This window comes from Lysobacter sp. CA196 (genome assembly GCF_052078695.1).
GTDB lineage: Bacteria > Pseudomonadota > Gammaproteobacteria > Xanthomonadales > Xanthomonadaceae > Lysobacter.
On record NZ_JBQJIN010000024.1, the window covers coordinates 1 to 23,502 of the forward strand.

General features: G+C 67.4%; 20 protein-coding genes. 9 read left to right on the forward strand and 11 right to left on the reverse strand.

The genetic code is table 11. From position 1 onward, the window contains the following. Window positions 1-255 precede the first annotated feature (255 nt). Window positions 256-1,152, reverse strand: coding sequence for a LysR family transcriptional regulator (locus ACTOWK_RS18035; protein WP_441331478.1), 897 nt, complete (start codon window positions 1,150-1,152; stop codon window positions 256-258). 99 nt (window positions 1,153-1,251) lie between these two features. On the opposite strand from ACTOWK_RS18035, the gene ACTOWK_RS18040 reads away from it, so the two are divergent. Then, on the forward strand, window positions 1,252-1,851 hold the full coding sequence (locus ACTOWK_RS18040) for a short chain dehydrogenase (RefSeq protein WP_441331479.1): 600 nt from the start codon (window positions 1,252-1,254) through the stop codon (window positions 1,849-1,851). A gap of 875 nt (window positions 1,852-2,726) precedes the next feature. On the opposite strand, the gene ACTOWK_RS18045 is transcribed toward ACTOWK_RS18040, so the two are convergent. From ACTOWK_RS18045 to rph, 9 genes are all read right to left on the reverse strand, one after another. Next, the gene (locus ACTOWK_RS18045; protein WP_441331480.1) at window positions 2,727-3,047 is read right to left on the reverse strand and encodes a low molecular weight protein tyrosine phosphatase family protein; all 321 of its coding nucleotides are present in this window, start codon (window positions 3,045-3,047) and stop codon (window positions 2,727-2,729) included. A gap of 7 nt (window positions 3,048-3,054) precedes the next feature. Further along, complete coding sequence (gene pepQ / locus ACTOWK_RS18050) at window positions 3,055-4,425, reverse strand: Xaa-Pro dipeptidase (RefSeq protein WP_441331481.1); 1,371 nt, start codon at window positions 4,423-4,425, stop codon at window positions 3,055-3,057. 195 nt (window positions 4,426-4,620) lie between these two features. Next, window positions 4,621-4,971: a PilZ domain-containing protein gene (locus ACTOWK_RS18055; protein WP_441331482.1), complete on the reverse strand. Its 351-nt coding sequence runs from the start codon at window positions 4,969-4,971 to the stop codon at window positions 4,621-4,623. 10 nt (window positions 4,972-4,981) lie between these two features. Next, complete coding sequence (locus tag ACTOWK_RS18060) at window positions 4,982-7,273, reverse strand: DUF1631 family protein (protein ID WP_441331483.1); 2,292 nt, start codon at window positions 7,271-7,273, stop codon at window positions 4,982-4,984. Window positions 7,274-7,536: 263 nt separating this feature from the next. Next, window positions 7,537-8,712, reverse strand: a complete 1,176-nt coding sequence (gene hemW, locus ACTOWK_RS18065) for a radical SAM family heme chaperone HemW (protein ID WP_441331484.1) — start codon at window positions 8,710-8,712, stop codon at window positions 7,537-7,539. 53 nt (window positions 8,713-8,765) lie between these two features. Continuing rightward, the gene (locus tag ACTOWK_RS18070) at window positions 8,766-9,350 is read right to left on the reverse strand and encodes a hypothetical protein (protein WP_441331485.1); all 585 of its coding nucleotides are present in this window, start codon (window positions 9,348-9,350) and stop codon (window positions 8,766-8,768) included. Continuing rightward, a complete protein-coding gene (gene rdgB, locus ACTOWK_RS18075) occupies window positions 9,347-9,943 on the reverse strand; it encodes an RdgB/HAM1 family non-canonical purine NTP pyrophosphatase (protein WP_441331486.1) in 597 nt (198 codons plus the stop codon). Before rdgB ends, ACTOWK_RS18070 begins: the two co-directional genes overlap by 4 nt. Beyond that, complete coding sequence (locus ACTOWK_RS18080; protein WP_441331487.1) at window positions 9,940-10,332, reverse strand: VOC family protein; 393 nt, start codon at window positions 10,330-10,332, stop codon at window positions 9,940-9,942. Before ACTOWK_RS18080 ends, rdgB begins: the two co-directional genes overlap by 4 nt. A gap of 632 nt (window positions 10,333-10,964) precedes the next feature. Further along, the gene (rph, locus tag ACTOWK_RS18085; RefSeq protein ID WP_441331488.1) at window positions 10,965-11,729 is read right to left on the reverse strand and encodes a ribonuclease PH; all 765 of its coding nucleotides are present in this window, start codon (window positions 11,727-11,729) and stop codon (window positions 10,965-10,967) included. A 69-nt stretch (window positions 11,730-11,798) separates the two neighbouring features. Between rph and ACTOWK_RS18090 the strand changes: the two genes are divergently transcribed. The 5 genes from ACTOWK_RS18090 to ACTOWK_RS18110 all read left to right on the forward strand — a co-directional run bounded on the left by ACTOWK_RS18090 (window position 11,799) and on the right by ACTOWK_RS18110 (window position 17,047). Next, window positions 11,799-12,659: a YicC/YloC family endoribonuclease gene (locus ACTOWK_RS18090; RefSeq protein ID WP_441331489.1), complete on the forward strand. Its 861-nt coding sequence runs from the start codon at window positions 11,799-11,801 to the stop codon at window positions 12,657-12,659. Between the two features lie 112 nt (window positions 12,660-12,771). Then, window positions 12,772-13,392, forward strand: a complete 621-nt coding sequence (gmk, locus tag ACTOWK_RS18095; protein ID WP_441331490.1) for a guanylate kinase — start codon at window positions 12,772-12,774, stop codon at window positions 13,390-13,392. 286 nt (window positions 13,393-13,678) lie between these two features. After that, a complete protein-coding gene (gene rpoZ / locus ACTOWK_RS18100; RefSeq protein WP_031372646.1) occupies window positions 13,679-13,978 on the forward strand; it encodes a DNA-directed RNA polymerase subunit omega in 300 nt (99 codons plus the stop codon). Between the two features lie 326 nt (window positions 13,979-14,304). Next, window positions 14,305-16,485 (forward strand): RelA/SpoT family protein, encoded by a 2,181-nt coding sequence (locus tag ACTOWK_RS18105; protein ID WP_031372645.1) that lies wholly within the window; start codon window positions 14,305-14,307, stop codon window positions 16,483-16,485. A 178-nt stretch (window positions 16,486-16,663) separates the two neighbouring features. Beyond that, complete coding sequence (locus ACTOWK_RS18110; RefSeq protein WP_031372644.1) at window positions 16,664-17,047, forward strand: RidA family protein; 384 nt, start codon at window positions 16,664-16,666, stop codon at window positions 17,045-17,047. A gap of 205 nt (window positions 17,048-17,252) precedes the next feature. On the opposite strand, the gene ACTOWK_RS18115 is transcribed toward ACTOWK_RS18110, so the two are convergent. Beyond that, window positions 17,253-18,314: an AraC family transcriptional regulator gene (locus ACTOWK_RS18115; protein WP_441331491.1), complete on the reverse strand. Its 1,062-nt coding sequence runs from the start codon at window positions 18,312-18,314 to the stop codon at window positions 17,253-17,255. Window positions 18,315-18,482: 168 nt separating this feature from the next. On the opposite strand from ACTOWK_RS18115, the gene ACTOWK_RS18120 reads away from it, so the two are divergent. The 3 genes from ACTOWK_RS18120 (at window position 18,483) to ACTOWK_RS18130 (ending at window position 23,365) form a co-directional block, all read left to right on the forward strand. Further along, entirely contained in the window at window positions 18,483-19,712 is a 1,230-nt protein-coding gene (locus ACTOWK_RS18120) for a parallel beta-helix domain-containing protein (protein ID WP_441331492.1), read from the forward strand. Between the two features lie 15 nt (window positions 19,713-19,727). Beyond that, window positions 19,728-20,858: an SO2930 family diheme c-type cytochrome gene (locus ACTOWK_RS18125; protein ID WP_441331493.1), complete on the forward strand. Its 1,131-nt coding sequence runs from the start codon at window positions 19,728-19,730 to the stop codon at window positions 20,856-20,858. A gap of 83 nt (window positions 20,859-20,941) precedes the next feature. Continuing rightward, window positions 20,942-23,365, forward strand: coding sequence for a TonB-dependent receptor (locus tag ACTOWK_RS18130; protein ID WP_441331494.1), 2,424 nt, complete (start codon window positions 20,942-20,944; stop codon window positions 23,363-23,365). Window positions 23,366-23,502: the final 137 nt, after the last annotated feature.

A 23,502-nucleotide genomic window follows, 5' to 3' on the forward strand; every position in this document is an offset into this window, starting at 1 on the left:
TCGTATACCGGTACCTTGGGCCACCAACGACATGATCGCGCCGCGTTCTTCAGCGCTCAGCTGACTGTAGTTTCTTCCCATTCACGACGTCTCACCTCAGGTGTTGCACTTGAGCTTAGAGACCGCCCCTTCGCTAATGCGAGGCTGCGCACAGCAATAGCAACAGCTGGTTGTCGCGTTTTTCAGTGCATCAGCCGCCGCCGTGCGCGACGGAACCGCAGCCGAACGGGCCAGACGTGTGGTCGGCGTTGAGCGCTACGCCGCCGGGCCCATGCGTTCGAGCACCAGCTCGACGAAACGGCTGAGCTTCGGCAAGGGCTGGCGGTCGCGCGGGTACAACAGGTGCACCGGCCGCGGGGGCGGCAGTTGCTCGGCGAACAGCGGCAGCAGTCGGCCGGCGGCGAGGTCGTCGGCCAGCAGCACCTCGGGTTGCAGGACGATGCCGCAGCCGGCCACCGCCGCGCGTCGCAACGCCTCGCCGTTATTGGAGGCGAAGCGCCCGCGCAGGCGCAGCGGTTCGGTGGCGATATGCTCGAAACGCCAGCCGGCGTCGTGATTCCACAGCAAATGATTGAGGCAGCTGTGGCCGACCAGTTCGCGCGGGTCGCTCGGCGTGCCGTGCCTGCTTAGATATTCGGGCGAGGCGCAGACGATCATCCGGTACGGCCGCAGCGGCCGTGCGACCAAGTGGTCCGAGTCCGGTAACGGCCCGATCCGGATCGCGACGTCGAAGGCCTCGGCGATCAGGTCGGACATGTGGTCGCTCAACACCAGTTCGACCGAGACCTCGGGGTGGAGTTGCAGAAACTCCGTTACCACCGTCGCGACTGCATTGCCGCCCAGCGTGACTGGCGCGGTGACCCGCAGTCGCCCGCTCGGCTGGCCGTCGTGACGCAGGCGTTCGGCGACGGACTCGGCGTGGCGGACCTGATCGAGGATGCGCCGGCAGTCTTCGAGAAAGCTTGCGCCGACCTCGGTCAGGCGCTGCTTACGGGTATCGCGCTGCAGCAGGCGCGCGCCGAGGTGCGTCTCCAGCTGGCGGATGTGCTTGCCGACCATCACCGCCGACAGGTTCTGGGCCTGGGCCGCGGCGGCGAAACTGCCGGTGTCGGCGACCGCGACGAACACGGCCATGCTGCGCAGCTTGTCCAAGGGGCTAACCCAGGGTTAGGGGAGCCCGAAATCCTAGCGCATTCACCGTCGATGCCGCAGCGAGCAGACTGGCCGCCTGTCTCTCCATACGGATTCCCCATGAAGATCCTCATCGTCGGCGCCAGTGGCACCCTGGGCCGCGCCGTGTCCGAACGCCTCGCCCCGCAGCACGACATCCTCGCCGCCGGCCGCAGCAGCGCCGACTATCCGGTCGACATCACCGACGACGCCAGCGTCGAAGCCCTGTTCCGCCGCACCGGCAAACTCGACGCCATCGTTTCCACCGCTGGCGTGCTGCACTTCGGCCCGCTCGAATCGATGCGCCCGGCCGACTTCGCCCTGGGCCTCAACGACAAACTGCTCGGCCAGGTGCGCCTGGCCCTGCTGGGCCAGCATCACCTCAACGACGGCGGCTCGATCACCTTGACCACCGGCATTGTCGCCGAAGAACCGATCCGCGCCGGTGCGAACGCCAGCGCCGTCAACAACGCCATCGAAGGCTTCGTGCGCGGCGCGGCCTTCGAGTTGCAGCGCGGCCTGCGCATCAATGCGGTCAGCCCGAACGTACTGAGCGAATCCTGGGAAGCCTACGGCGCGTTCTTCCCCGGCTTCGAACCGGTTACCGCCGCCCGCGCGGCGCTGGCGTATCAGCGCAGTGTGGAGGGGATACAGAGTGGGCGGGTGTTCAAGGTGTGGTGAGGGATGGTTTGGATGGCGATCATATGAGTTGCAAGGTCGATGAGGCATCTTGCGGTTGCTAGTCGCCACAGCCAGGGACACTGCCGTTGCCGTAAAGATTCTTCTGTTGCTGTTGCTGTTGCTGTGCGTAGCCGAGCACTAGCGAAGGCAATCGAAGACCCAGAGGGCGGCCCGCATGGATGCGGGCCGTTTTTCATCGGGACAAGGATGTCCCGTATGTAGATCCCCGCGTCGGCATCGCTCGCGCGGGCCTTTGACTCAAAGAAAAGCATTTTTCTTTGGTTACCTTTCTTTTGTTGCTTTAGACAAAAGAAAGTAACCCGCCGCTTTAGTGGCGGAAGCTCTTATCGTTTGATCTGGATCTGGATCTGGATCTGGATCTTGATCTTGATCTTGATCTTGCTGGTTAGATGCGCCGCAAGACCGCCGCAGCGCGGTCGCGGCTTGCGCCGCTCCTACCCTGGCTCCAGCCGGGAGCGGCACGAGATTGAGGCATCGTGGTCGCCGCTTCTAGGGTAGGAGCGACGCAAGTCGCGACCACGCCCTGTCGGCCTCCGGCGTTTCGATCAATCAGGTGCAAAGCTTCCGCCCGCTAACGCGGCCGGGTTACTTTCTTTTGCTAAGCCCAAAAGAAAGGTAACCAAAGAAAAGGGCTCTCCTTGCAAGGGCACAAGCCCGCACGATCGATGCCGACGCAGGGATGCTCCAGACAGGCCATCCATGGCCTGCTTGCGCACGGCCCGCATCCCTGCGGGCCGCCCTACGGGTCTTCAATTGACCGGCAAAGCAACAAAGCAAAGCAGATCAAAATCTCGGCAACGGCAACGGCAACGGCAACGGCAACGGCAACGGCAACGGCAACGGCCGCGCACCCATCACAAATGCCGCGGCACCCGCGCCTGCAACAGCGCCACCAATTCCGGCGCCATGTACTCGTACTCGTCCGGAATATCCAGGCAGACCACGCGCTTGCCGCGTAGCTGCGCCCGGAACTTGTGCTGCAGCTTGCTGCGTTGCGCCTTCTCCATCACGAAGATCAGCTCGGCCCATTCGACCAACTCGGCACCGAGCGGTTGCTCGGCGTCGTGGTTGAGGCCGGCCGAGGCGACCTCGAGATCGTCGCGCGCGGCGAAGACTTGTTCGGCAGTCGGGCTGCGTAGTTTGTTCTGGCTGCAGACGAACAGGATGCGCCGCACGCTGCGCTCAGGCCGCTTCCGCGAAGCCGTCGCGGGTCAGGTTGATCGGCGCGGCCTCGGTGCAGACCATGTCGTCTTCGATGCGGATGCCGCCGAAGGGACGGAATTGTTCGATCCGGTGCCAGTCGACGCTGCCGGCGTGTTCGCCCTGCTTGAGGCCTTCGAGCAGCAGGTCGACGAAGTACAGGCCGGGTTCGATCGTCACCGCCATGCCGGGTTCGAGTACGCGGGTCATGCGCAGGTAGGGATGGCCGGCGGGCTTGTCGATGCGGCCGCCGCGGTCGGAGGCGGCGAAGCCGGCCACTTCATGCACCTGCAGGCCGATGCCGTGGCCGATGCCGTGCGGGAAGAACACGCCGCTGACACCGGTCTCGACCGCGGCCTCCGGTGAGATCTTGAGTACACCGACGTCCTTGAGAATGCCGGCCAGGGCCAGGTGGGCGTCGAGGTGGATGCGCTTGTAGTCGGTGCCGGCGCGGACCTGGTCGCACATTTTCCGCTGCGCGGTATCGACGGCGTCGATCAGGGCCTGGAACTCGCCGCCGCCGTCGGCAGCGTAGGTGCGGGTGATGTCGCAGGCGTAGCCGTGGTGGCTGGCGCCGGCATCGATCAGGAAGCTGCGCGATTGCGCCGGCGCTTCGCGGTCGAGTTCCATGTAGTGCAGCACCGCGCCGTTCTGGTTGAGGGCGACGATGTTGCCGTAAGGCAGTTCGTTGGCGTCCTGGCGCGCGGCGCCGCAGTAAGCCAGGTGGATGTCGAATTCGCTCTTGCCGGCACGGAACGCGGCTTCGGCGGCGCGGTGCGCGCGTACGCCCTTGCGGGTGGCTTCGCGCATCATCGCCACTTCGTACGGGGTCTTGTAGGCGCGGTGGTACTCGAGATAGTCGACGACCGCCGCCGGGTTGTTCGGCACGAAGGCGCGGTCGCCGCCGACGCCGAGCGCGCTCTGCGCTTCGCCGAGGATGGCGCAACGCGCCGGGTCCTTGGGCAGGTGCGCGAGCGCTTCCTCGGGCTGGCGGATCACGACGACGTCGAAGTGTTCGACCCACCAACCGCTCGGCGCCTGCGGCACGACATGCCAATAATCGAACGGCTGCAGATAGATCAGCTTGGGCTTGTGGCCGGGCGTCGCCACCAGCCAACTGCCGGGGTTGCGGGTCAGCGGTACCCAGGCCTTGAACTGCGGGTTCACTGCATAGGGGTAATCGCGGTCGTCGAAGACTTGGTAGTGCAGGTTGCCGCTCGGTACCACCAGGTGATCGAACCCGCCGCGTTCCAGCGCCTGCTCGCAGCGGCGCTGCAGTTCGGCGAAGTGCTGCCGGTACAGGGCATGGGTGTCGAGCGAGGACGGATCGGCGGTGCGGGCGGAAGCGTTCATTGCGGGCCTGGCCTGGTGGAAACCGGTCCATTTTGCCGCAATTCGGCAGGGGCGGCTGTGCGCCAGCGGGGTTCGGGGCTGGGCTGGGGCGCTTGGCTAGGGAGCTTGGCTAGATGGTTGGCTTCGGGGTTTACCGCGGCGCCCAGGCGGCCTTCGGAAGGCCCCTGAACCGGAGGCGCGACCCAGTCCTCGCGTTTACTCGTAGCTGCCGCCCGGCAGGTCCAGCCACTGACGCAGGTGCTGCATGCCGTCTTCGGGCATGGCGATGAACCGGAAGCCGGTCCAGGTCTGGCCGGGCACGCTGGCGCGGTCCTGCCACAGCAGGTGCGCGCCGACTTCGATCGGCGAGGTGTGTTGCGGCGCGTCGCGCAGGTTGAAGCGCAGTTGGTACAGCGCATCGTCGACCAGCGGCGTGTTGGCGATCAGCATCATCCCAGTCTCGGACAGGTTGCCGAGGTGGCCGATCACGGTCTCGGTCATGGTGTCGACGACCTGCACCGTTTCGGCGATGCGGCGGCGTCGGGTGCGGCGGAATTCTTCGTTCATGCGTCCGATCTCATGCGCCGGCCGGATCGGCCGGGCGTTTGCCGCCGAAACCGCGCAGCACGTCGAGCGTGGCGTGCCAGGCGCGATCGACCAGGCGGCTGCGTTCCTCGACCACCACCCGCGCCTGGCCGCGCGCCATCATCCGGGCGAGGCTGTCGAGCGATTGTTCGCCGACGCGCTGGCCGCGTTGATTGACGAACAAGGCGTTGTCGGTGATCGGACTGAACCAGGACAAGCGCCGGCGCACCGCGTCGCCTTGTTGGTTCTGCACGAACTCGAACCAGGTGCCGAACGGCAGGTTGCGGATTTGTTCCCAGCAATGTTGCTCGTCGTCGTTGCGCGCGGGCAGGGTCGAACGGGCCGGGCCGGCGTCTTCGCCGAGGCGGCTGCGCGAACGCAGTTTCATCGCCAGTTCGGTGCGCGAGGCGGCGTCGTCTTCGAGCGCGGGGCCGACCGTGAGCTGGCGCGAAATCGCCCGGGCGTCGTCGCTGTGGTAGCCGACCTGGGTCAGCGCGTGTTCGATGTCGGCGTCCAGCCCGCACGGCATCGGCGCATCGGCGCCGGCGCGGTTGGCCGAGACGATCTGTCGCGTCGTTTCCAACTGCCGCTGCCAGGCTTCGGACTCTTCGCCGTGACGCAGCAGGGTCAGGGTGAGCACGTCGGCCCAGGCCTGGTTGAGCAGGGCCTGGACGAAACGCGGCAGGCGCTGTTCGGTGGTGTGCTGCTCGATCGCTTCGCTGGCCAGGCGTTTGGCCATTTCGAGCTTTTCCTTGCCGCGCGCGGCCTCGACGTGGCGCCGTTCGGAGACTTCGGCCTTGCGCGCGAGGTTCTGCAGTTGCTCCTGCAGGCGCAGGTTGGCGGTGTCGAACACCTCGGCGCCGGCGTCGTAGTGTTCGACCACGTGATCCACTGCCTGGCGCAGCGGCTCGTGCAGTTGCGGGTCGACGTCTTCGCTCGGGGTCCAGCGCGCGCCGGCTTCGGCGACGGTGTTGAGCAACTGCAGCGCCGGATGCTCGGTTTGCTCGAGCAGGCTGCGGTCCTGCAGCGCGGCGTGCAGCAGCGGCGCCTGCAGGCGGTTGAGCAGGGTCGAGATCGTCGCGTCGCCGCGCAGGCGTTGCTCGATCTCGTCGTACAACATGTCGAGCAGATCGAACACGTCGCCGTCGTCGCGCGACAGCGTGGCGACCGTGCCCGGCGGGGGCTCGCTGCGTTCCAGCAGCGACTGGCGCAGCTCGGCGATCTTGCGCAGCGGTTGCGGGCCGCGCGGCAGTTCGTCCTTGAGCCGGTTCAGCACCGACAACACCTCGGCGGTGTCCATGGCCGCGCCCGGCACGGCCATGCCGCCGCGCGGACGCAGTTTGTCGACCAACTCGCGGCGCTCGCCGAGCCATTGCTGCAGGGTCGCGAAATCGGTCGCGTCCGGCGCCCGTGCCACCGCTTGCTGGCCCGGCCAGGCGGTGTGCGGACGCTCGTCGCTGGCGCGCGCCGATGGCGAGGCACCCGCTTGCGGGCCGCGGTTCTTTTCCTGCACCGGTTCGCGACGCGCGGCGTCGGCGGCCGCGGCTTCGGACTGCGGTGTGGCGTTGGGACGCGCGCGCAACGGCACGAACGACAGGCTCGGCAGCACGTTCTCGCGCGCGAGCAGGGCGTTCATGGCCTCGACCATCTGCGCATAGCCCAGCATCACCTGCTGGTCGAACACGCGGAACAGGTCCAGACGCGAATCCTGGCCGATCTGCAACGGCAGGCAGACGTCGGCGAAGATCCGGATCAGGCGATGCGGCCCGACCGGCAGGCGTTCGGCATCGAAGGCCGGGGCGCCGGCGAGCACGCCGAAGCGTTGGCCGAGCAGCAACAGGCCGAGGCCGGCGCGCGACTCGTGGCGGCTGGCGATGCTGCGCAGCACGGTGTTCTCGTCGATCTCGCTGTCGTCGACCAGGCGCAGGTCGCTGAAATTCGGTTGGATCGAAGCCTGCGAGCGCGGCGTGGCCGGCTCGCGCAGACGGGTCAACGCGGTTTCCAGCGCGACGAGATAGCGTGGGATCAGGTCGGCGCGACGCAACCGCACCAGGCGCAGGGTTTCCAGGTAACCCGATTGCAGGCTCGGATTGCGCGCCTGGTCGGCCTGGCGGAACAGCTGCTGCTCGAACTCGGCGAGCATCCGTTCCAGTTGCGGCGCGGTTTCGTCGGAGATCAGGGCGTACAGCTGCTCCAGCAAGCGGCGCACGCGACGGGGCAGCGCGGCCGTGGCCAGGGTGGCCCGCGGCGGCGAGGCGTCCAGAGGATCAAACGTGGCGGACATGTGGATTCGGTACTGACGACCTCAAGATATAACCACGCCTCCCCGGCGCTCGCCAACTCGAAACGGTCCGACAGCGACCGCGCGTGAGCGTGCAGCCGACAGGAGGCGGCCTATGGCAGTAACGCAGACGGCCCGTGCGGGCGGCCAAACGCGAGTCTCCACCGGGACCGGTCGCGGGCTTGTGAGGCTCGGCGCCGGTCGGCCGCTGCCCTTGGCCACGGGATCGTTCAAGCGCAGCCGCTCGGCCGGCTATCGAACGGCTTTCAATCGGGCAGGAACAGCGCCACCACGTCGTTGGTGAAGCGACGTCCCAGCTCGGTCGGGCGGACCCGGTCGCCGCTTTGTTCCAGCCAGCCGGCGTCGAAGCCGGCCTGCAACTGCGCGGCGATGCCGGCGCGGGCGAGGCCGGTCCGGGCCTCGTAGTCGGCCAGCGAGAAGCCTTCGACCAGGCGCAGCACGTTGAGCATGTACTCGAACGGCCGCCGCTCCGGCGCGATCCGGTCGTCGCCGCCGATACCGGCTTCGCTGCCGGCCTTGGCCAGGTACTCGGTCGGGTGCTTGTGCTTCCAGCGCCGCAGGATGGTCTGCTCGGCGCCGAGGGTGATCTTGCCGTGGGCGCCGGCGCCGATGCCCAGGTAATCGCCGTAGCGCCAGTAGTTGAGGTTGTGCGCACAGCGCCGTTGCGGCCGCGCATAGGCGCTGACTTCGTAGTGCTCATAGCCGCGCGCGGCGATCAGGGCCTGGCAGTGCTCCTGGATGTCCCAGGCGCTGTCCTCGTCGGGGATGCCCTGCGGCGGCCGCGCGGCGAACACGGTATTGGGTTCCAGAGTCAGCTGGTAATGCGAGAGGTGGGCCGGGTCGAGCGCGAACGCCCGCTCCAGGTCGCGCTCGGCCATCGCCAGGGTCTGGCCGGGCAGGGCATACATCAGGTCGAGGTTGAGGTTGTCGAAGCCGGCGTCCTGGGCCAGTTTGACCGCGGCTTCGGCCTCGCGGCTGTCGTGGATGCGGCCCAGGCGCTGCAGGCAGCCGTCGTCGAAGCTCTGGATGCCGAAGCTGAGCCGGTTCACGCCGGCGCCGCGGTAGAGCTCGAAACGGCCGTGCTCGGCGGTACCGGGGTTGGTTTCCAGGGTGATTTCGCAGCCCGGCGCGAAGCGCAGGCGGGCGCTGGCGCCCTGCAGGAAGCGGTCGATGAACTCGGGCGGGAACAGGCTCGGGGTGCCGCCGCCGAAGAACACGCTGTGCACCGGCCGGCCCCAGACCAGCGGCAGGTCGTGCTCCAGGTCGGCCAGCAGGGCGTCGACGTAGGCGTCGTAGGGCAGGGCGCTGCCCTTGCCGCCCTTGTATTCGTGCGAGTTGAAATCGCAGTACGGGCATTTGCGCACGCACCAGGGCAGGTGGACGTACAGCGACAGCGGCGGGGTGGTCAGGGTATCGCTCAAACAGCGCTCGACCGGACCCGAGGGCCCGGAAACAGTCGGAAGGGGCCGACAGCTTACCGGTCGCGCGTCGCGCCGTAGCGGGTGACGGCGAGCAGGGCGCGCAGATTGGCGTCGATGGCCACCTCCGGGCGGGCCTGGACGACCAGCCGCATGATCGTGGCCAGGGGCTCGGCGCTGCCGTCGCCGGAGGTTTCGCCGTCGAAGATGGTGGCGGTGTTCCAGCGCCGGTGCGGGGCCGGGGACAGGCGCAGCTCCAGGGTGGAGGTCAGGCGCAGGCGCCCGTCCTTGGCCCGGTGCAGGGACATGCCCACCACCTCGCCCGGGGCGAACCGGCGGGTGCGATGGGCGGTGGTGATATTGGCGTAGCCGATGGTGTGGCCGGGGCTGGCTTGCAGACTGACCCGCTGGATCGCGGCCAGGGCGACCAGGCCGACCAGGGTCGCCAGCAGCCACAACGCCAGCTCGATCTCCGAGCTGAAGCTGTTGCTTTGGTGGGTGCCGGCGCCGAGGCCGTCCTGGCGGATCCAGATCGCGATCGGCATCGCCAGCAGGTACAGCACGGCCACCGACAGCACGGTGTGGCCGCCGGTGCGGAAGGCGCGTCGGGGCGGAACGGCGGCGCGCAGCATCCGGTTCACCTGGCGACCTCCGGTAGGCGCTCGCGCAGCGCCGCCAGGGCGCGGGCGCGGTGGCTGACGCGGTTCTTGAGGGCGTCGTCGATTTCGCCGGCGGAGACGTTGTACTCGGTGTCGTAGAACACCGGCTGGTAGCCGAAGCCGCGTTCGCCCTGGCGCTGGTGCAGGATGCGGCCGTGCCAGATGCCCTCGGCGATGACCGGGCGCGGGTCGCCGGCATGGCGCAGCAGCACGATCACCGCATAGAAATGCGCGCCGCGTTGAGCGTCCGGCACGTCCTTGAGGGCGGCAAGCAGTTTGTCGATATTGGCCTGGGCGTCGCCGTGCTGGCCGGCGTAGCGGGCCGAGTACAGGCCGGGGGCGCCGCCGAGCGCGTCGACGCAGATACCGGAATCGTCGGCCAGGGCGGGCAGCCCGGTGACCGCGGCCGCATGACGGGCCTTGAGCAGCGCATTCTCGACGAACGTGCCGCCGGTTTCCTCGATGTCCTCGACCCCCAGATCCGTTTGCGCCACCAGTTCGATGCCGGTGTCGCCGAGCAGGTCGCGCAGTTCCGCCAGCTTCCCGGCGTTGCTGCTGGCCAGCACTAATCTCATGCTTTCAGTTCCAGCAAATCCCAGCGATTACCGTACAGGTCTTCGAACACGGCGACCGTGCCGTAGGTCTCGACGCGCGGAGTTTCCATGAAGCGCACGCCGCGTCCGAGCATCGCCGCGTGGTCGCGCCGGAAGTCGTCGGTATGCAGGAAAAAGCCGACCCGGCCGCCGGTCTGGTTGCCGATGCGCGAGGCTTGTTCATCGCCGACTGCCTGAGCCAGCAGCAAGGCGGTCTGGGCGCCGTCGGCGGGCGCGACCCGGACCCAGCGTTTGCCGCCGCCCTGGTCGATGTCTTCGAGCAGGACGAAGCCCAGGGCCTGGGTGTAATACGCGATGGCCTCGTCGTAGTCGGCGACGACGAGGGCGATGCTGCCGATGCTGCGATTCATGGCGGAGCCTGGTGAGGGGCCGTCGCCATCGCCTTCGACAGGAGGGCAACGGGCCGGCCGATGGATGGAAAGGCTGCGACTGCCCGGCAGAAAGCACACTTCACCGGTGTCGTGAAGGTATGCGTGTAGTGCAGGCGGTCGTTCCCAGTGCGATGGCAGGTTCGCACGCCGCTGCCGATATCCGAAGTCTCGCTTCGTGTATCTGTGCAACGTTTCGTGATTCGCGCATGGCGAGGTGCGCGGCGATGGGATGCGCATCAAGCGTATGCGCTGCGTCTGTTCCACCGCTGCGCTTGTGTTGCGCGTTGACGCGTCGCGCAGCGATCAGGCGCTGGGCAGTTGATGTGTCGTGGGCAGCGCAGAACGCTCAGCGCGTTTGCAGCGGCAGGGTCATGCGAAAAGCCAGGAAAAACCCAGGGAAAACGCAGAGGATCTCGGCTTTGCGCCGAAGTGGCGGAGCGAATACTGCAAGGCACGGCCGATGCGGCGAATGGTGCAGGCAGGACTCGCAATGCGGCAGATGACGCCGCAACGAGCGGCGCGCCGTAACGAGTCGGACGATCGAACGGACCAGCGCGACGAATCCGCAGCGGCTTCGAGCCCTTATCCGGACTCGAAGCTGTTCGCGGCGATCAGACCGCCAGCGCCTCGCGCTGCTTGAGGATCAGCTCGGCGATGCCGGCTTCGGCCAGGGCCAGCAGGCCGTCGAGTTCTTCGCGGCGGAAGGCGTGGCCTTCGGCGGTGCCCTGCAGCTCGATGAAACCGCCGCCGTCGTTCATGACCACGTTCATGTCGGTGTCGCAATCGCTGTCTTCGGCGTAGTCCAGATCGAGCACCGGCACGCCGCGGTAGACGCCGACCGAGACCGCGGCGACCGCGCCGAAGATCGGGTCGCGGGCGATTTCGCGGCGCGACTGCAGCCAGCGCACCGCGTCGACCAGGGCCACGTAGGCGCCGGTGATGGCCGCGGTGCGGGTGCCGCCGTCGGCCTGCAGGACGTCGCAATCCAGGGTGATGGTGCGCTCGCCGAGCGCCTTGCGGTCGATGCAGGCGCGCAGGGCGCGGCCGATCAGGCGCTGGATTTCCAGGGTGCGGCCGCCTTGCTTGCCGCGCGCGGCCTCGCGGTCGCTGCGGGTGTGGGTCGCGCGCGGCAACATGCCGTACTCGGCGGTAACCCAGCCTTCGCCCTTGCCGCGCAGGAACGAGGGCACCTTGTTTTCGACGCTGGCGGTGCACAGCACCCGGGTCTCGCCGAAGCTGACCAGCACCGAACCCTCGGCGTGGCGGGTGAAGCTGCGTTCGATGCGGACTTCGCGCATCTGGCCCGCGGTACGGCCGCTGGGACGGACGAGGGGGCCGGTCGGGGCCTCGGTGGGGGCGGCGTTGGGACCGGTCATGGGCGCGAAGTTACCGTTTTGATGGCCGGCGAGTTTACCATTCGCTCCCTGTAGGCTTGGGATTCGCGAATGATTCGCAGCATGACTGCCTTCGCCAGCGGCGAACGCGTGACACCCTGGGGCACGCTCGGCTGCGAGTTGCGCTCGGTCAACCATCGTTTCCTCGAACTCGGGGTACGCCTGGCCGACGAGCTGCGCGTGCTCGAGCCGGCCCTGCGCGAGCGCATTTCCGGACGCATCAGCCGCGGCAAGCTCGACCTGACCCTGCGCCTGCGCGCGCCCGAAGGCGGCGACGCGCTGCAGCTCAACCCGACCCGGCTGCGCGAACTCAGCGACCTGGCGATCGACTTGTCGGCGCGGTTCCCGGCGCTACGCACCGATTTCACCGATTTGCTGCAGTTCCCCGGCGTGCTGCAGGCGCCGAGCACCGATCCGGCCGAATTGCAGGCCGCGGCGCTGGCCCTGCTGGACAGCGTGCTCGACGAATTCGTCGCTGCGCGCGAACGCGAAGGCGGCAAGCTCGCGACCGTCATCAGCGAACGCGTCGACGGCATCGCCGCGATCGCCGCCGAGGTGCGCACGCTGATGCCGGCGATCCGTGCCGGCCAGCGCACCAAGCTCGAAACGCGGCTCGCCGACCTGGCCCAGCCGGCCGACAACGGCCGCGTCGAGCAAGAATTGGTGCTGTGGTTGCAGAAGCTCGACGTCGACGAAGAGCTCGACCGCCTCGACTCGCACGTGGTCGAAGCGCGGCGCGTGCTCAAGCTGCGCGAAGCGGTCGGCCGCCGTCTCGACTTCCTGCTGCAGGAATTCAATCGCGAAGCCAACACCCTGGGTTCCAAGTCGGTCGACGCGCGCAGCTCGGCGGCCGCGGTCGAACTCAAGGTGCTGATCGACCAGGTCCGCGAGCAGATCCAGAACATCGAGTAACGAGCGGGGAGGAACGAGGAACGAGTAACGAGTGCCTCTACTCGTTTCTGTTTCCTCGCTGCTCGTTACTGTATCCCCGTTTTTATCGTTTCAAGCCGGACCTTACCGACACATGCGCGGAACCCTTTACATCGTCGCCGCCCCGTCCGGGGCCGGAAAATCCAGCATCGTCAACGCCGTGCTGGCGCGCGATCCGAACATCCGCCTGTCGATCTCGTTCACTTCGCGCCAGCCGCGTCCGGGCGAGCGCCATGCCGAGCACTACCACTTCGTCAGCGCGCAGGAATTCGAGGCGATGGTCGAGGCCGGCGATTTCTTCGAATACGCCCGCGTCCACGGCGACTGGAAAGGCTCGGCGCGGCAGTCGGTCGAACCCTTCCTGGCGGCCGGCAAGGACGTATTGCTGGAAATCGACTGGCAGGGCGCGCGCCAGGTCCGGTCCAAGGTGCCGGATGCGGTCAGCGTGTTCATCCTGCCGCCGTCGCGGCAGGCGCTGGAGTCGCGCATGCGCACCCGCGGCCAGGACAGCGAGGCGACGATCCGCCAGCGCCTGGACGCCGCGCGCGAAGAAATGTCGCATTACGGCGAGTTCGACTACGTCATCGTCAACGAAGTGTTCGACACCGCGGTCGAGGAAATGTGCGCGATCTTCCTGGCCAGCCGCCTGCGCCGCGAACCGCAAGTCGCCCGCCACGCCCGCCTGATCACCGCGCTGCTGGCCGACGGGGGCTAGGCTCTTCGGGACTACTCGGGACTCGGGACTCGGGACTCGGGATTCGGGATTCGGGAGTTCCGAGCCCGCCGCCTCTGCCTTTCCCCCTTTTGAGAAAGTGGGGTAGGGGGGGATTTGCTCCTCGCCGCCCTGAGCGGCGCCAAGCTGCCGCCACGCTAGCCTGCCGCCCGCATCCAATTGATTCACAAGGCATTTAGCCCGAAAACTTGCTCCGGCGAGGGACTCGGTCTAAACTCCCCGGTCCCCAACCGCTTGTAAAGACGGCCTTCCGGCCGCCAGGAGCCCCATGGCCCGCATTACCGTCGAAGATTGCCTGGAAGTGGTCGACAACCGCTTCGAACTCGTCATGTTGGCCGCCAAGCGTGCGCGTCAGCTGGCCAACGGCGTCGAGCCGCAGCTGGACAACAGCGAAGCCAACGACAAGCCGACCGTGCTGGCACTGCGCGAAATCGCCGCGCGCCAGATCAACCCCGAATACATCGATGCGGTCGAGAAGGCCGAGCGCGAGCGTAAAGAGCGCGAAGCCCTGGAATGGGCCGCCGCCGAAGTGGTCGCCGACGACGATCTGTCGAAGAGCGACGACTGAGTCTCCGGCCCCGCGCCCCGGCGCGGGAGTCGATCGCGGCCCCGCCTTGGCGGGGCCGTTTTGTTTACAGCCCCCCGCCTTGGGGGGCCGCTACGTTTGCGCGTCCGCCCGGCCAGCGCGTCGAGGTCGCCCGGCAGGAAACAAGGGCGCGGCGCGCAGGGCGCTAAATCATCGAGTCTGACGCCGGGATTTCGGCGCATTCCTGAACGGATGTCTCGTCCCCGGGCCTTGATCGCGGCGCGCCGCTTGCCTGCGCTGCTTGCGTGCCGCACCCAATATCAATGGATGCGTTGCACCTTGAGCCATCGCCCGCGTAAATTTCCGTTATGACCCCTGCCGAGCCCGCGCTGAGCACCTATCCCGCCGTTCTGGACGACACGGAGCTGCCGGACTATGTGCGCGAGCTCGAATTGGCCGCGCACTACCTGCCCGAAGCGCAGCGCCTGCAACTGCGTCGCGCCTGGTCGGTCGGCGCTGCGGCGCACGTGGGCCAGACCCGCAAGTCGGGCGAGCCCTACATCACCCATCCGGTCGCGGTCGCCAAGGTGCTGGCCGAGCAGGGGTTGGACGTCGAGACCCTGGTCGCGGCGATCCTGCACGACACCATCGAAGACACCCCGCTGACCCGCGAATGCCTGGCGACCGAATTCGGCCCGACCGTGGCCGAACTGGTCGACGGCGTCACCAAGCTCGACAAGCTGCAGTTCCGCGATCGCCAGGAAGCGGCGGCCGAGAGCTTCCGCAAGATGCTGCTGGCGATGGCGCGCGACCTGCGCGTGATCCTGATCAAGCTCGCCGACCGCTTGCACAACATGCGTACCCTCGGCGCGCAGAGCGCCGAGGCGCGCGAGCGCATCGCCCGCGAGACGCTGGAGATCTACGCCCCCATCGCCCAGCGCCTGGGCATGAACCTGATCAAGGCCGAACTGCAGGACCTGGGCTTCCGCGCCCTGCACCCGTGGCGCCACGCGGTCATCGAAAAACGCATCCGCACCCAGCCGGTGGTGCGGCGCGAGTCGCTGGTGCAGATCGAAGCGCACCTGGCCCAGCGCCTGGCGAAGGAGAAGCTTCAACACCGCTTGATCAGCCGGGTGAAATCGCCGTGGAGCATCTACATGAAGATGCATCACGAGCATAAGAGCTTCAACCAGGTCATGGATGTGTTCGGCTTCCGCGTCGTCGTGCGCAGCGTGCCGGACTGTTACCACGCCCTCGGCGTGGTGCATTCGGCCTACAAACCGCTGGATGCGCGCTTCCGCGATTTCATCGCCATCCCCAAGGCCAACGGTTACCAGTCGCTGCACACGGTGTTGTTCGGCCCCTACGGCTCGCCCGTGGAAGTGCAGATCCGCACCGAGGACATGGACCTGATCGCCGAACGCGGCATCGCCGCGCACTGGTCGTACAAACACGGCGGCGAAGGCCCGAACAGCGCGCAGTCGCGCGCGCACAGCTGGATCGCCAGCCTGGTCGAGTCGCAGCGTTCGACCGGCTCGTCGCTGGAGTTCCTCGAAAACGTCAAGGTCGACCTGTTCCCGGACGAGGTCTACCTGTTCACGCCGAAGGGCGACATCATGTCGCTGCCGCGCAATTCGACCGCGCTGGATTTCGCCTATGCGGTGCACACCGACGTCGGCAACCGCGCGGTCGCCGCGCGCGTCGACGGCAAGCTGGTGCCGCTGCGCACCAAGCTGGCGAGCGGCCAGCGCGTGGAAATCATCACCGCCAAGTCGTCGACGCCGAAGCCGCAGTGGCTGGAGTTCGTCGTCTCCGGCAAGGCGCGCACCTCGATCCGCCAGCAGCTCAAGCAGCTCGAACACGAGGACGCGGTGCAACTCGGCCACCGCATGCTCGACCGCGCGCTGGAAGTGCTGGAAACCTCGCTGGACCGCACCCCGGCGCTGCGCCTGGAAAGCTATCTCGCCGAGTACCGCTATCCGCGCCTGGAGGCCTTGCTGGCCGACATCGCGCTGGGCAACCGCATGCCGAACCAGGTCGCCCTGGCGCTGGCGCGCGAAGTGCCGGGCAAGACCCGCGGCCGCGCCATCGACCGCCCGCGCCTGCCCGAGGACAAGATCCTGATCACCGGCGCCGAGCGCGGCGTGATCAGTTTCGCCAACTGTTGCCTGCCGTTGCCGGGCGACGAAATCATGGGCTACCACACCGCCGGCAAGGGCATCGTGGTGCATCGCCTGGACTGCCCGAACGTCGCCGACTACCGCAAGTCGCCCGACCGCTGGGTGGCGATCGGTTGGGACCGGCAGGTCTCCGGCGACTTCGCCGCCGCCTTGCGCATCGAAGTCGACAACCGCCCCGGTTCGCTGGCCCAGGTCGCCGCGGCGATCGCCGAAGCCGAATCCAACATCGACCGCGTCGAATATCTGGAACGCGACGCCAACATCGCGATCATGCGTTTCGCCATCGAAGTCAGCGACCGCCGCCACCTCGCCGACGTCATGCGCCGCGTGCGCCGGCTGGCGGTGGTGTTGGGCGTGCAGCGGATGTAGGTGCGGCGGCTTTGCCGCCGCTGGGACTCGGGACTTGGGACTCGGGACTCGGGACTCGGGACTCGCATTCGGGAGGACTCGGCATTCGGGATGGGCGAAGCGGGGTCCTCCCCGTGGCCGGCGTTTGCTCTTAGGATGAGCGCTCTCTAATCCCCACTCCTCAATCCCGGCACCCAACATGTCTCGCGAAATCATCCACACCGACCAAGCTCCGGCCGCCATCGGCCCGTACTCGCAGGCCGTGCGCGTCGGCGATACGGTCTATCTCTCGGGCCAGATCCCGCTCGACCCGGCCAGCGGGCTGGTCATCGAGGGTGACATCGAAGCCCAGGCGCATCGCGCGTTCCGCAATCTGCAGGCGGTCTGCGAAGCCGCCGGCGGCTCGCTCGCCGACATCGCCCGGCTCGGCCTGTTCCTCACCGATCTCGGCGCCTTCGGCAAGGTCAACGCGGTGATGGGCGAGTACTTCAACCCGCCGTATCCGGCGCGCTCGACCGTCGAAGTGTCGGCGTTGCCGCGCGGCGTGGCGTTCGAAGTCGACGCGGTGATGGTGCTGCGCTAAACCGCGAAACCCGGTGTTTCCAGCAACGGCCGCCCCGTCACGAGGCGGCCGTTTGCGTTTGCGTCGGCATCGTCAGAGTGGGAGCTGCGCAAGCTGCGACCGCGAATCCGCAATAACGATGAGCCCCTGACCGGGCGACCCAGGCCGCAGATCATCGAGTCCCGAGTCCCGAGTCCCAAGTCCCAAGTCCCAAGTCCCGAACCCTCTACCTGCGCTCCCGCGCGATCTCGGCCAACAAACGTTCGCGCAGCGCGCGCGGGGTTTCGCCGGTCAGGCGCTTGAAGGCGCGGCGAAAATCGCGCGGGTCCTTGTAGCCGATGGCGGCGCCGACGCTGGCGATGGTCAGATGGCGTTCGCGCAGCAACGCATAGGCGTGGTCGATGCGCAGGCGGTCGTGGATTTCGTGGAAGCTGGTGCCTTCGCCGGTCAGTTGCCGGCGCAGGGTGCGCTCGCTGACGTGCAATTGCGCGGCGATGCCGGCGAGCTTGGGGTCCTGCGGCAGTTGCGCGCGCAGCAGGCGTTCGACCGCGGCGGTGACCTCGCCGGGCACCGCGCCTTCCGGCATCTGCGCCTCGCACAGGGCCAGCACCTGGCGCGAGGCGATCGGGTTATGGGTCGGCAGCGGCGCGGCCAGCCATTGCGCGTCGAGCACCAGCCGGTTCTGCGGTTGTTCGAACGCGACCGGGCAGTCGAACACGTCGCGATAGTGCGAGGCGTAGTCCGGCGCCGGGTAACTGAATTCGATGCGCAGAGGCCGCAGGCTCTCGCCGACCAGGCCGCGGGCGAGGGCGAGGCAACTGCTGAAGAATTCCTCGCAGACGAAGCGGTGGATCGAGGGATAGGTCAAGGTCATCTGCCCGGCCAGGGCGACCGTGCCGGATTCGGAGGCGCTTTCGACGAAACGCATCAGGCTGCCGACCACCGGGGTGAAGCGCAGGCCGATCTGCAAGGCTTCGCCGAAGGTCGCCGCAGTCGTCATCGCCAGGCCAAGCAAACCGAAATTGCCGACATGCTGGTTGCGGCCGATGTCCAGGCCGATGGTCTCCGGCAGCACCCGCAGGGCGCGGTCGATCACGATCGCGGTGGGCCGGTTGGGCAGGCGCACGCCCGGGTCGGCGACCTGGGCGCGGCTCAGGCCGGTGCCGGCGAACCAGTCGTCGCTGGGCGCGCCGATCCGGTCCGCGGTCTCGAGCAAGCCCCACAGCAGGTTCGGCGACATCAAGGCGATGTCGGATTTGGCGCTGTCCTGGTCGGATGGCTGACGCATCGCCCCTCACGATCGTGGCCGCACGGTTGACCGCTAATGCCCCCTTAGTGTGCCGCATTCGCCCTCACGCGCGCTCACATCGGCGGCGGAGACTCGTCGCATAGCCACGAGGGACGCCGGGCGCGAGCATTCGCACCGCCGCCCCGGTCGCCAATCACGGGGAGATTCATGAGCAAGCAGATTCCGGCGTTCGCCCTTGCCGCCGCCGCGGCCCTGACCGCCGGTTGCGGTCCCGAGCAGCCCCGGCACACCGCGACCGCGCAGGTCGCTGCCGGCGACGCCGCCTTCGCCGACAGCTTCCGCACCCGCTTGCTCGATGCCAAGCCGGGCGAGGTGATCGAGGTGCCTGCCGGGCGCTACACCTTCGACCGCAGCCTGACCCTGCGGGTGGACGGTGTGACCATCCGCGGCGCCGGGCCGGACAAGTCGGTGCTGAGCTTCAAGGGCCAGAAGGCCGGTGCCGAGGGGCTGCTGGTCAACGCCAGCCAGTTCACCATCGAGAATCTGGCGATCGAGGACAGCAAGGGCGACGGCCTCAAGATCAACGAGGCGCAGGACATCACCATCCGCAACGTGCGGGTCGAGTGGACCGGCGGGCCGAGCACCAAGAACGGCGCCTACGGTCTGTACCCGGTCAAGACCCGCAACGTGCTGATCGAGAACTCGGTGGCGATCGGCGCCTCCGACGCTGGCATCTACGTCGGCCAGTCGCGCGACGTGATCGTGCGCAACAGCCGCGCCGAGTTCAACGTCGCCGGCATCGAGATCGAAAACACGATCAACGCCGACGTCTACGACAACGTCGCCACCAACAACACCGGCGGCATCCTGGTGTTCAACATGCCGGCGCTGTCGCAGCAGGGCGGAGCGATCCGGGTGTTCAAGAACAAGGTGTTCAAGAACAACACCGCCAACTTCGGCGCCAAGGGCACGCCGGTGGCCAGCGTGCCGGCCGGCAGCGGCATGGTGGTGAACTCCAACGACGACGTCGAGATCTTCGACAACGACATCAGCGACAACGCCACCACCAACATCATCGTCTCCAGCGTGTACTCGACCGGTTATAAGGACGACAAGGCGGCGAAAGACTTCGACCCCTATCCGGAGCGGATCTCGATCTACGGCAACCGCCTCTCCGGCGGCGGCGAGTCTCCCGACGGTTTCGACCTCAAGGCTCTGAAGACGGCGATCTACGGCCTCAACGGCCGCTTCCCCGACGTGCTCTGGGACGGCTACGCCAACAAGGCGCTCAAGGACGGCCCGCAGATCTGCATCCGCGACGTGTCCGGCGTGATCAACGCCGACGGCCCCGGCGGCTACAAGAATCCGAGTCAGGACCTGACGTCCCACGCCTGCACCCTGCCGAAGTTGCCGGCGATCGACCTCAAGCGCGGTTGATCGATGCGCAAGACGATGCTGCGTTCCGTCGTTGCCGTATTGCTGTCGATGCTGCTGGTCGGATGCGCGCGCGAATCCGCGCCGGCGCCGGTGCGTTTCTTCGCCGAGGGCCAGCCGCCGACCCTGGCCGAATGGAACCTGCTACGCGTCGCCGACGGCCGCCTGAAACTCAACGCCGGGGTCGTGCCCTACGACTTGAACACCCCGCTGTTCTCCGACTACGCGCACAAGCTGCGCACGGTGTGGATGCCGAAGGGCCAGGCCGCGCGGTACCGCGCCGACGAGGCCTTCGATTTCCCGGTCGGCACCATTTTCAGCAAGACCTTCTACTACCCGCGCAGTCAGGCCGGCGGCGATGCGGTGCTGCGCAGCGCCGACGAAGGCCCGGACCTGCGCGGCGGCGGCTTGGAACTGGCCAAGGTCCGGCTGGTCGAGACGCGCTTGTTGCTGCGGCGCCAGGACGGTTGGATCGCGCTGCCCTATGTATGGAACGCCGAACAGACCGAGGCGCGCCTGATGCGCGGCGGCGCCTTGATTTCGCTGAGCCTGGTCGCGGCCGACGGCCAGCGTGAGCCGGCCGAATACCAAGTGCCGGATCAGAACCAATGCGCCGGCTGCCACGGCGTCGACATGAAGAGCAAGGCGCTGCAGCCGATCGGGCCGAAGGCGCGGCATCTCAACCGCGACTTCGCTTACGACGATGGGTTGAGCAATCAGATCGAGCGCTGGACCCGGATCGGCTTTCTGCACGGCGCGCCCGCCGCGACCGCCGCGCCGCGCGTTGCGAACTGGCGCGACCCGAAAGCGGGCCTGGATGCACGTGCGCGCGCCTATCTCGACATCAACTGCGGTCATTGCCACAGCCCGAAAGGGCCGGGCAACACCTCGGGCTTGTGGCTGGACGCGGCGACCCGGGAACCCATGCGCCTGGGCCGCTGCAAGATGCCGATCGCCGCCGGCAAGGGCACCGGCGATTTCCGCCACGACATCGTGCCGGGCAAGCCCGAGCAATCGATCCTGCTCTATCGCATGCGCAGCGACGACCCTTCGGTGATGATGCCGGAACTGGGTCGCAGCGTCGTGCACACCGAAGGGGTAAGACTGATCCGCGACTGGATCGCCGCGCAACAGGGGCAGTGCGGCTGATACCTGCGGGTCGGGGAAGGCAGGGAGGGGAACGCGCCGCCGTGCGCGTTCGTGTCTACGACGAACGAGAGGGGAGCTGTCCGATGCCGTTGCGCAAACACCGTTTGGTCACCGCGACCACCACCGCGCTCGCCGCGCTCTGCGGCGGCGTCTTCGCCCTGGCCGCGCCGATCGCCTACGCCCAGGACGCGGCGCCGAAGGAGTTGGAGAAGATCACCGTCACCGCGCAGAGCCGCGAGCAGGAACTGCAGGACGTGCCGATCGCCCTACAGGTGGTGACCGACGAGCTCATCGACGACATCGCCGCGCAGGACATGGGCGATCTCGACAGTTTCGTCCCCGGCCTGGTGGTCGACAGCCAGCAACCGACCCAGCCGGGCTTCCAGTTGCGCGGCATCAGCACCGACGACTTCGGCATCGGCACCGACCCGGCGGTCGGCGTCTACGTCGACGGCGTGTATGCGGGGCGTGGCGGCGGCGTGCTGTTGCCGTTTACCGACGTCGAGCGCATCGAAGTGTTGAAGGGTCCGCAAGGCACCTTATTCGGCCGCAACACTGCCGCCGGCGCGGTCTCGATCATCACCCGCAAGCCCGATTTCAGCGCCACGCAGGTCAAGGCGCGGCTGCGCCTGGGCAACGACGGCAAGCAATACGTCGACGGCATGTTGAACCTGCCGACCGGCGAGCACTCGGCGTTCCGCTTCAATGCCCTGATCAATCACGCCGATGGTTGGATCAAGGACGCGGCGACCGGTGAAGACCTCGGCCCGGAGAACAACTGGGCCACGCGCGCGGCCTTCAAGGCCCGCTTCGGCGAGCGCACCAGCGCCTTGCTGAGTTGGGACCACGAAAGCCTGGACCAGAACGGCCAGGTCACTACCGGCATCGTCGCCTTGCCACCGGCGCCAGGCCTGCCGACCTTGCCGGTCGACGAGCCGGCCTACCTCGACCCGCGCAAGATCCCGACCGCGGTCGACATCGAAGGCAATGAGGAATCGCGGCGTTTCGACGGTGTGACCCTGATCGTCGACCACGGCTTCGACTGGGGCGGCTTCACCTCGACCACCTCGTGGCGCGACTACGACTCGGTCAACCGGGTCGAGGAAGACGGCACCAATCGCAAGTATCTGTACGTCGACTCGACCAACACCGAGAGCAACCGCAGCTTCTACCAGGAGTTCAAATTCAGCGGCAGCACCGACACGCTGGACTGGATCGCAGGCGCCAGCTATTTCGACGAGAAGGCGCGGCAGACCAGCGAGGTCAACGCACTGACCGATTCGGTCGACACCATCGTGCGCAACCTCGGCCTGGCGCCGACCCCGGACGGACGTTTGTTCGGCTTCTTCGACGACCTGCTGCAGGCCAACGGCATTCCGCTGACCCTGCTCGGCCATCGCTGGAACGAAACCTTCCACAACACCCTCGACACCAAGGCCTATGCGGTGTTCGGCGACGTGATCTGGCACGCGACCGACAAGCTCAACCTGACCGTCGGCCTGCGCTACACCCGCGACGAGAAGAAGTTCTCGTGGTTGAACACGCCGCGTACCGCGCCGAGCCTCGATGCGACCTTGAACCAATTGCAGGCCTTCGGCTTCTTCGACATGGTCGGCCTGCCGCGCGAGGCCTTCGTGTTCGACGTCGCCTTCATCGACCCGCCGGCGATGCTCAACAAGGGCGTGCTCAACCGCACCTCCAACAGCTGGAGCGATTTCAGCCCGCGCTTCGTCGCCGACTATCACTTCAGCGACGACACCATGGTGTTCGCCTCGCTGGCCAAGGGCTACAAGGCCGGCGGCTTCAACTCGCTGCAGATCGGCAGCAGCTTCGAGAACGAGGACGTGTGGAACTTCGAGGCCGGCATCAAGCAGGTCTTCCCGGCGCAGCGCGTGCAACTCAATGCCTCGGCGTATTACTACGTCTACGACAATCGTCAGGCGGTGCGGCTGGACAGCAGCACCGACATTCCGCGCTTCGTCGTCGACACCTCGGACCTGGAAGCCTACGGCCTCGACCTCGACCTGCGCTGGCAGGCCACGGACAACTTCGGCCTCGACTTCAACGCCGGTTTCATCGATTCGACCTACAAGAACTACGTGACCTCCGACGGCATCGACGCCAGCGGCGACCCCACGGGTCTGCCGTACTGGTCGATGGCCGGCGGCGCGCATTACGTGTGGAACCTCGGCGAGCACGGCGACCTGCGTTTCTCCCTGCGTCATGCTTATCGCGGTAAGGTCCGTTGCAGCGAGGAGTCGCAGGCGCAGAACCGCTGCGGCGTCAGCCCCGCCTTGAACCTCGGCGAGGCGCAGAACCGCACCGACCTGCGGCTGGGCTGGACTTCGCCGCAGGGGCGTTGGGGCCTGGCCGCCTACGGCAATAATCTGTTCGACCACCAGTACATCAATGCGCTTGGCACCTACGGCAAGAACGTGCTCGGCACCGTCGGCGCGCGGGTCAGCGAACCGCGCAGCTACGGGGTGGAGTTCAGTGCGAGGTTCTGAGGCGACGGCCGATCGGTTGTGACCGGTCCGTCGCTCTCGCCGCGGCGCATCGCCCCGGTGTGTAGGGATTCACGCTTAGACCCGGCACAGGGACGCGCCGGGGTTTAGCTTTGCCGCCGTTCCCGGCATCCTTATGC

What these genes read in the sequence shown, in the direction of transcription:
- rdgB (WP_441331486.1), bottom strand. Translation starts at nt 9,943, where the DNA reads ATGAGATTAGTGCTGGCCAGCAGCAACGCCGGGAAGCTGGCGGAACTG.
- gmk (WP_441331490.1), top strand. Translation starts at nt 12,772, where the DNA reads ATGCGCGGAACCCTTTACATCGTCGCCGCCCCGTCCGGGGCCGGAAAA.
- ACTOWK_RS18120 (WP_441331492.1), top strand. Translation starts at nt 18,483, where the DNA reads ATGAGCAAGCAGATTCCGGCGTTCGCCCTTGCCGCCGCCGCGGCCCTG.
- ACTOWK_RS18060 (WP_441331483.1), bottom strand. Translation starts at nt 7,273, where the DNA reads ATGTCCGCCACGTTTGATCCTCTGGACGCCTCGCCGCCGCGGGCCACC.
- ACTOWK_RS18105 (WP_031372645.1), top strand. Translation starts at nt 14,305, where the DNA reads ATGACCCCTGCCGAGCCCGCGCTGAGCACCTATCCCGCCGTTCTGGAC.
- ACTOWK_RS18080 (WP_441331487.1), bottom strand. Translation starts at nt 10,332, where the DNA reads ATGAATCGCAGCATCGGCAGCATCGCCCTCGTCGTCGCCGACTACGAC.
- ACTOWK_RS18040 (WP_441331479.1), top strand. Translation starts at nt 1,252, where the DNA reads ATGAAGATCCTCATCGTCGGCGCCAGTGGCACCCTGGGCCGCGCCGTG.
- ACTOWK_RS18055 (WP_441331482.1), bottom strand. Translation starts at nt 4,971, where the DNA reads ATGAACGAAGAATTCCGCCGCACCCGACGCCGCCGCATCGCCGAAACG.
- ACTOWK_RS18115 (WP_441331491.1), bottom strand. Translation starts at nt 18,314, where the DNA reads ATGCGTCAGCCATCCGACCAGGACAGCGCCAAATCCGACATCGCCTTG.
- ACTOWK_RS18110 (WP_031372644.1), top strand. Translation starts at nt 16,664, where the DNA reads ATGTCTCGCGAAATCATCCACACCGACCAAGCTCCGGCCGCCATCGGC.
- ACTOWK_RS18090 (WP_441331489.1), top strand. Translation starts at nt 11,799, where the DNA reads ATGATTCGCAGCATGACTGCCTTCGCCAGCGGCGAACGCGTGACACCC.
- pepQ (WP_441331481.1), bottom strand. Translation starts at nt 4,425, where the DNA reads ATGAACGCTTCCGCCCGCACCGCCGATCCGTCCTCGCTCGACACCCAT.
- rpoZ (WP_031372646.1), top strand. Translation starts at nt 13,679, where the DNA reads ATGGCCCGCATTACCGTCGAAGATTGCCTGGAAGTGGTCGACAACCGC.
- rph (WP_441331488.1), bottom strand. Translation starts at nt 11,729, where the DNA reads ATGACCGGTCCCAACGCCGCCCCCACCGAGGCCCCGACCGGCCCCCTC.
- ACTOWK_RS18125 (WP_441331493.1), top strand. Translation starts at nt 19,728, where the DNA reads ATGCTGCGTTCCGTCGTTGCCGTATTGCTGTCGATGCTGCTGGTCGGA.
- ACTOWK_RS18130 (WP_441331494.1), top strand. Translation starts at nt 20,942, where the DNA reads ATGCCGTTGCGCAAACACCGTTTGGTCACCGCGACCACCACCGCGCTC.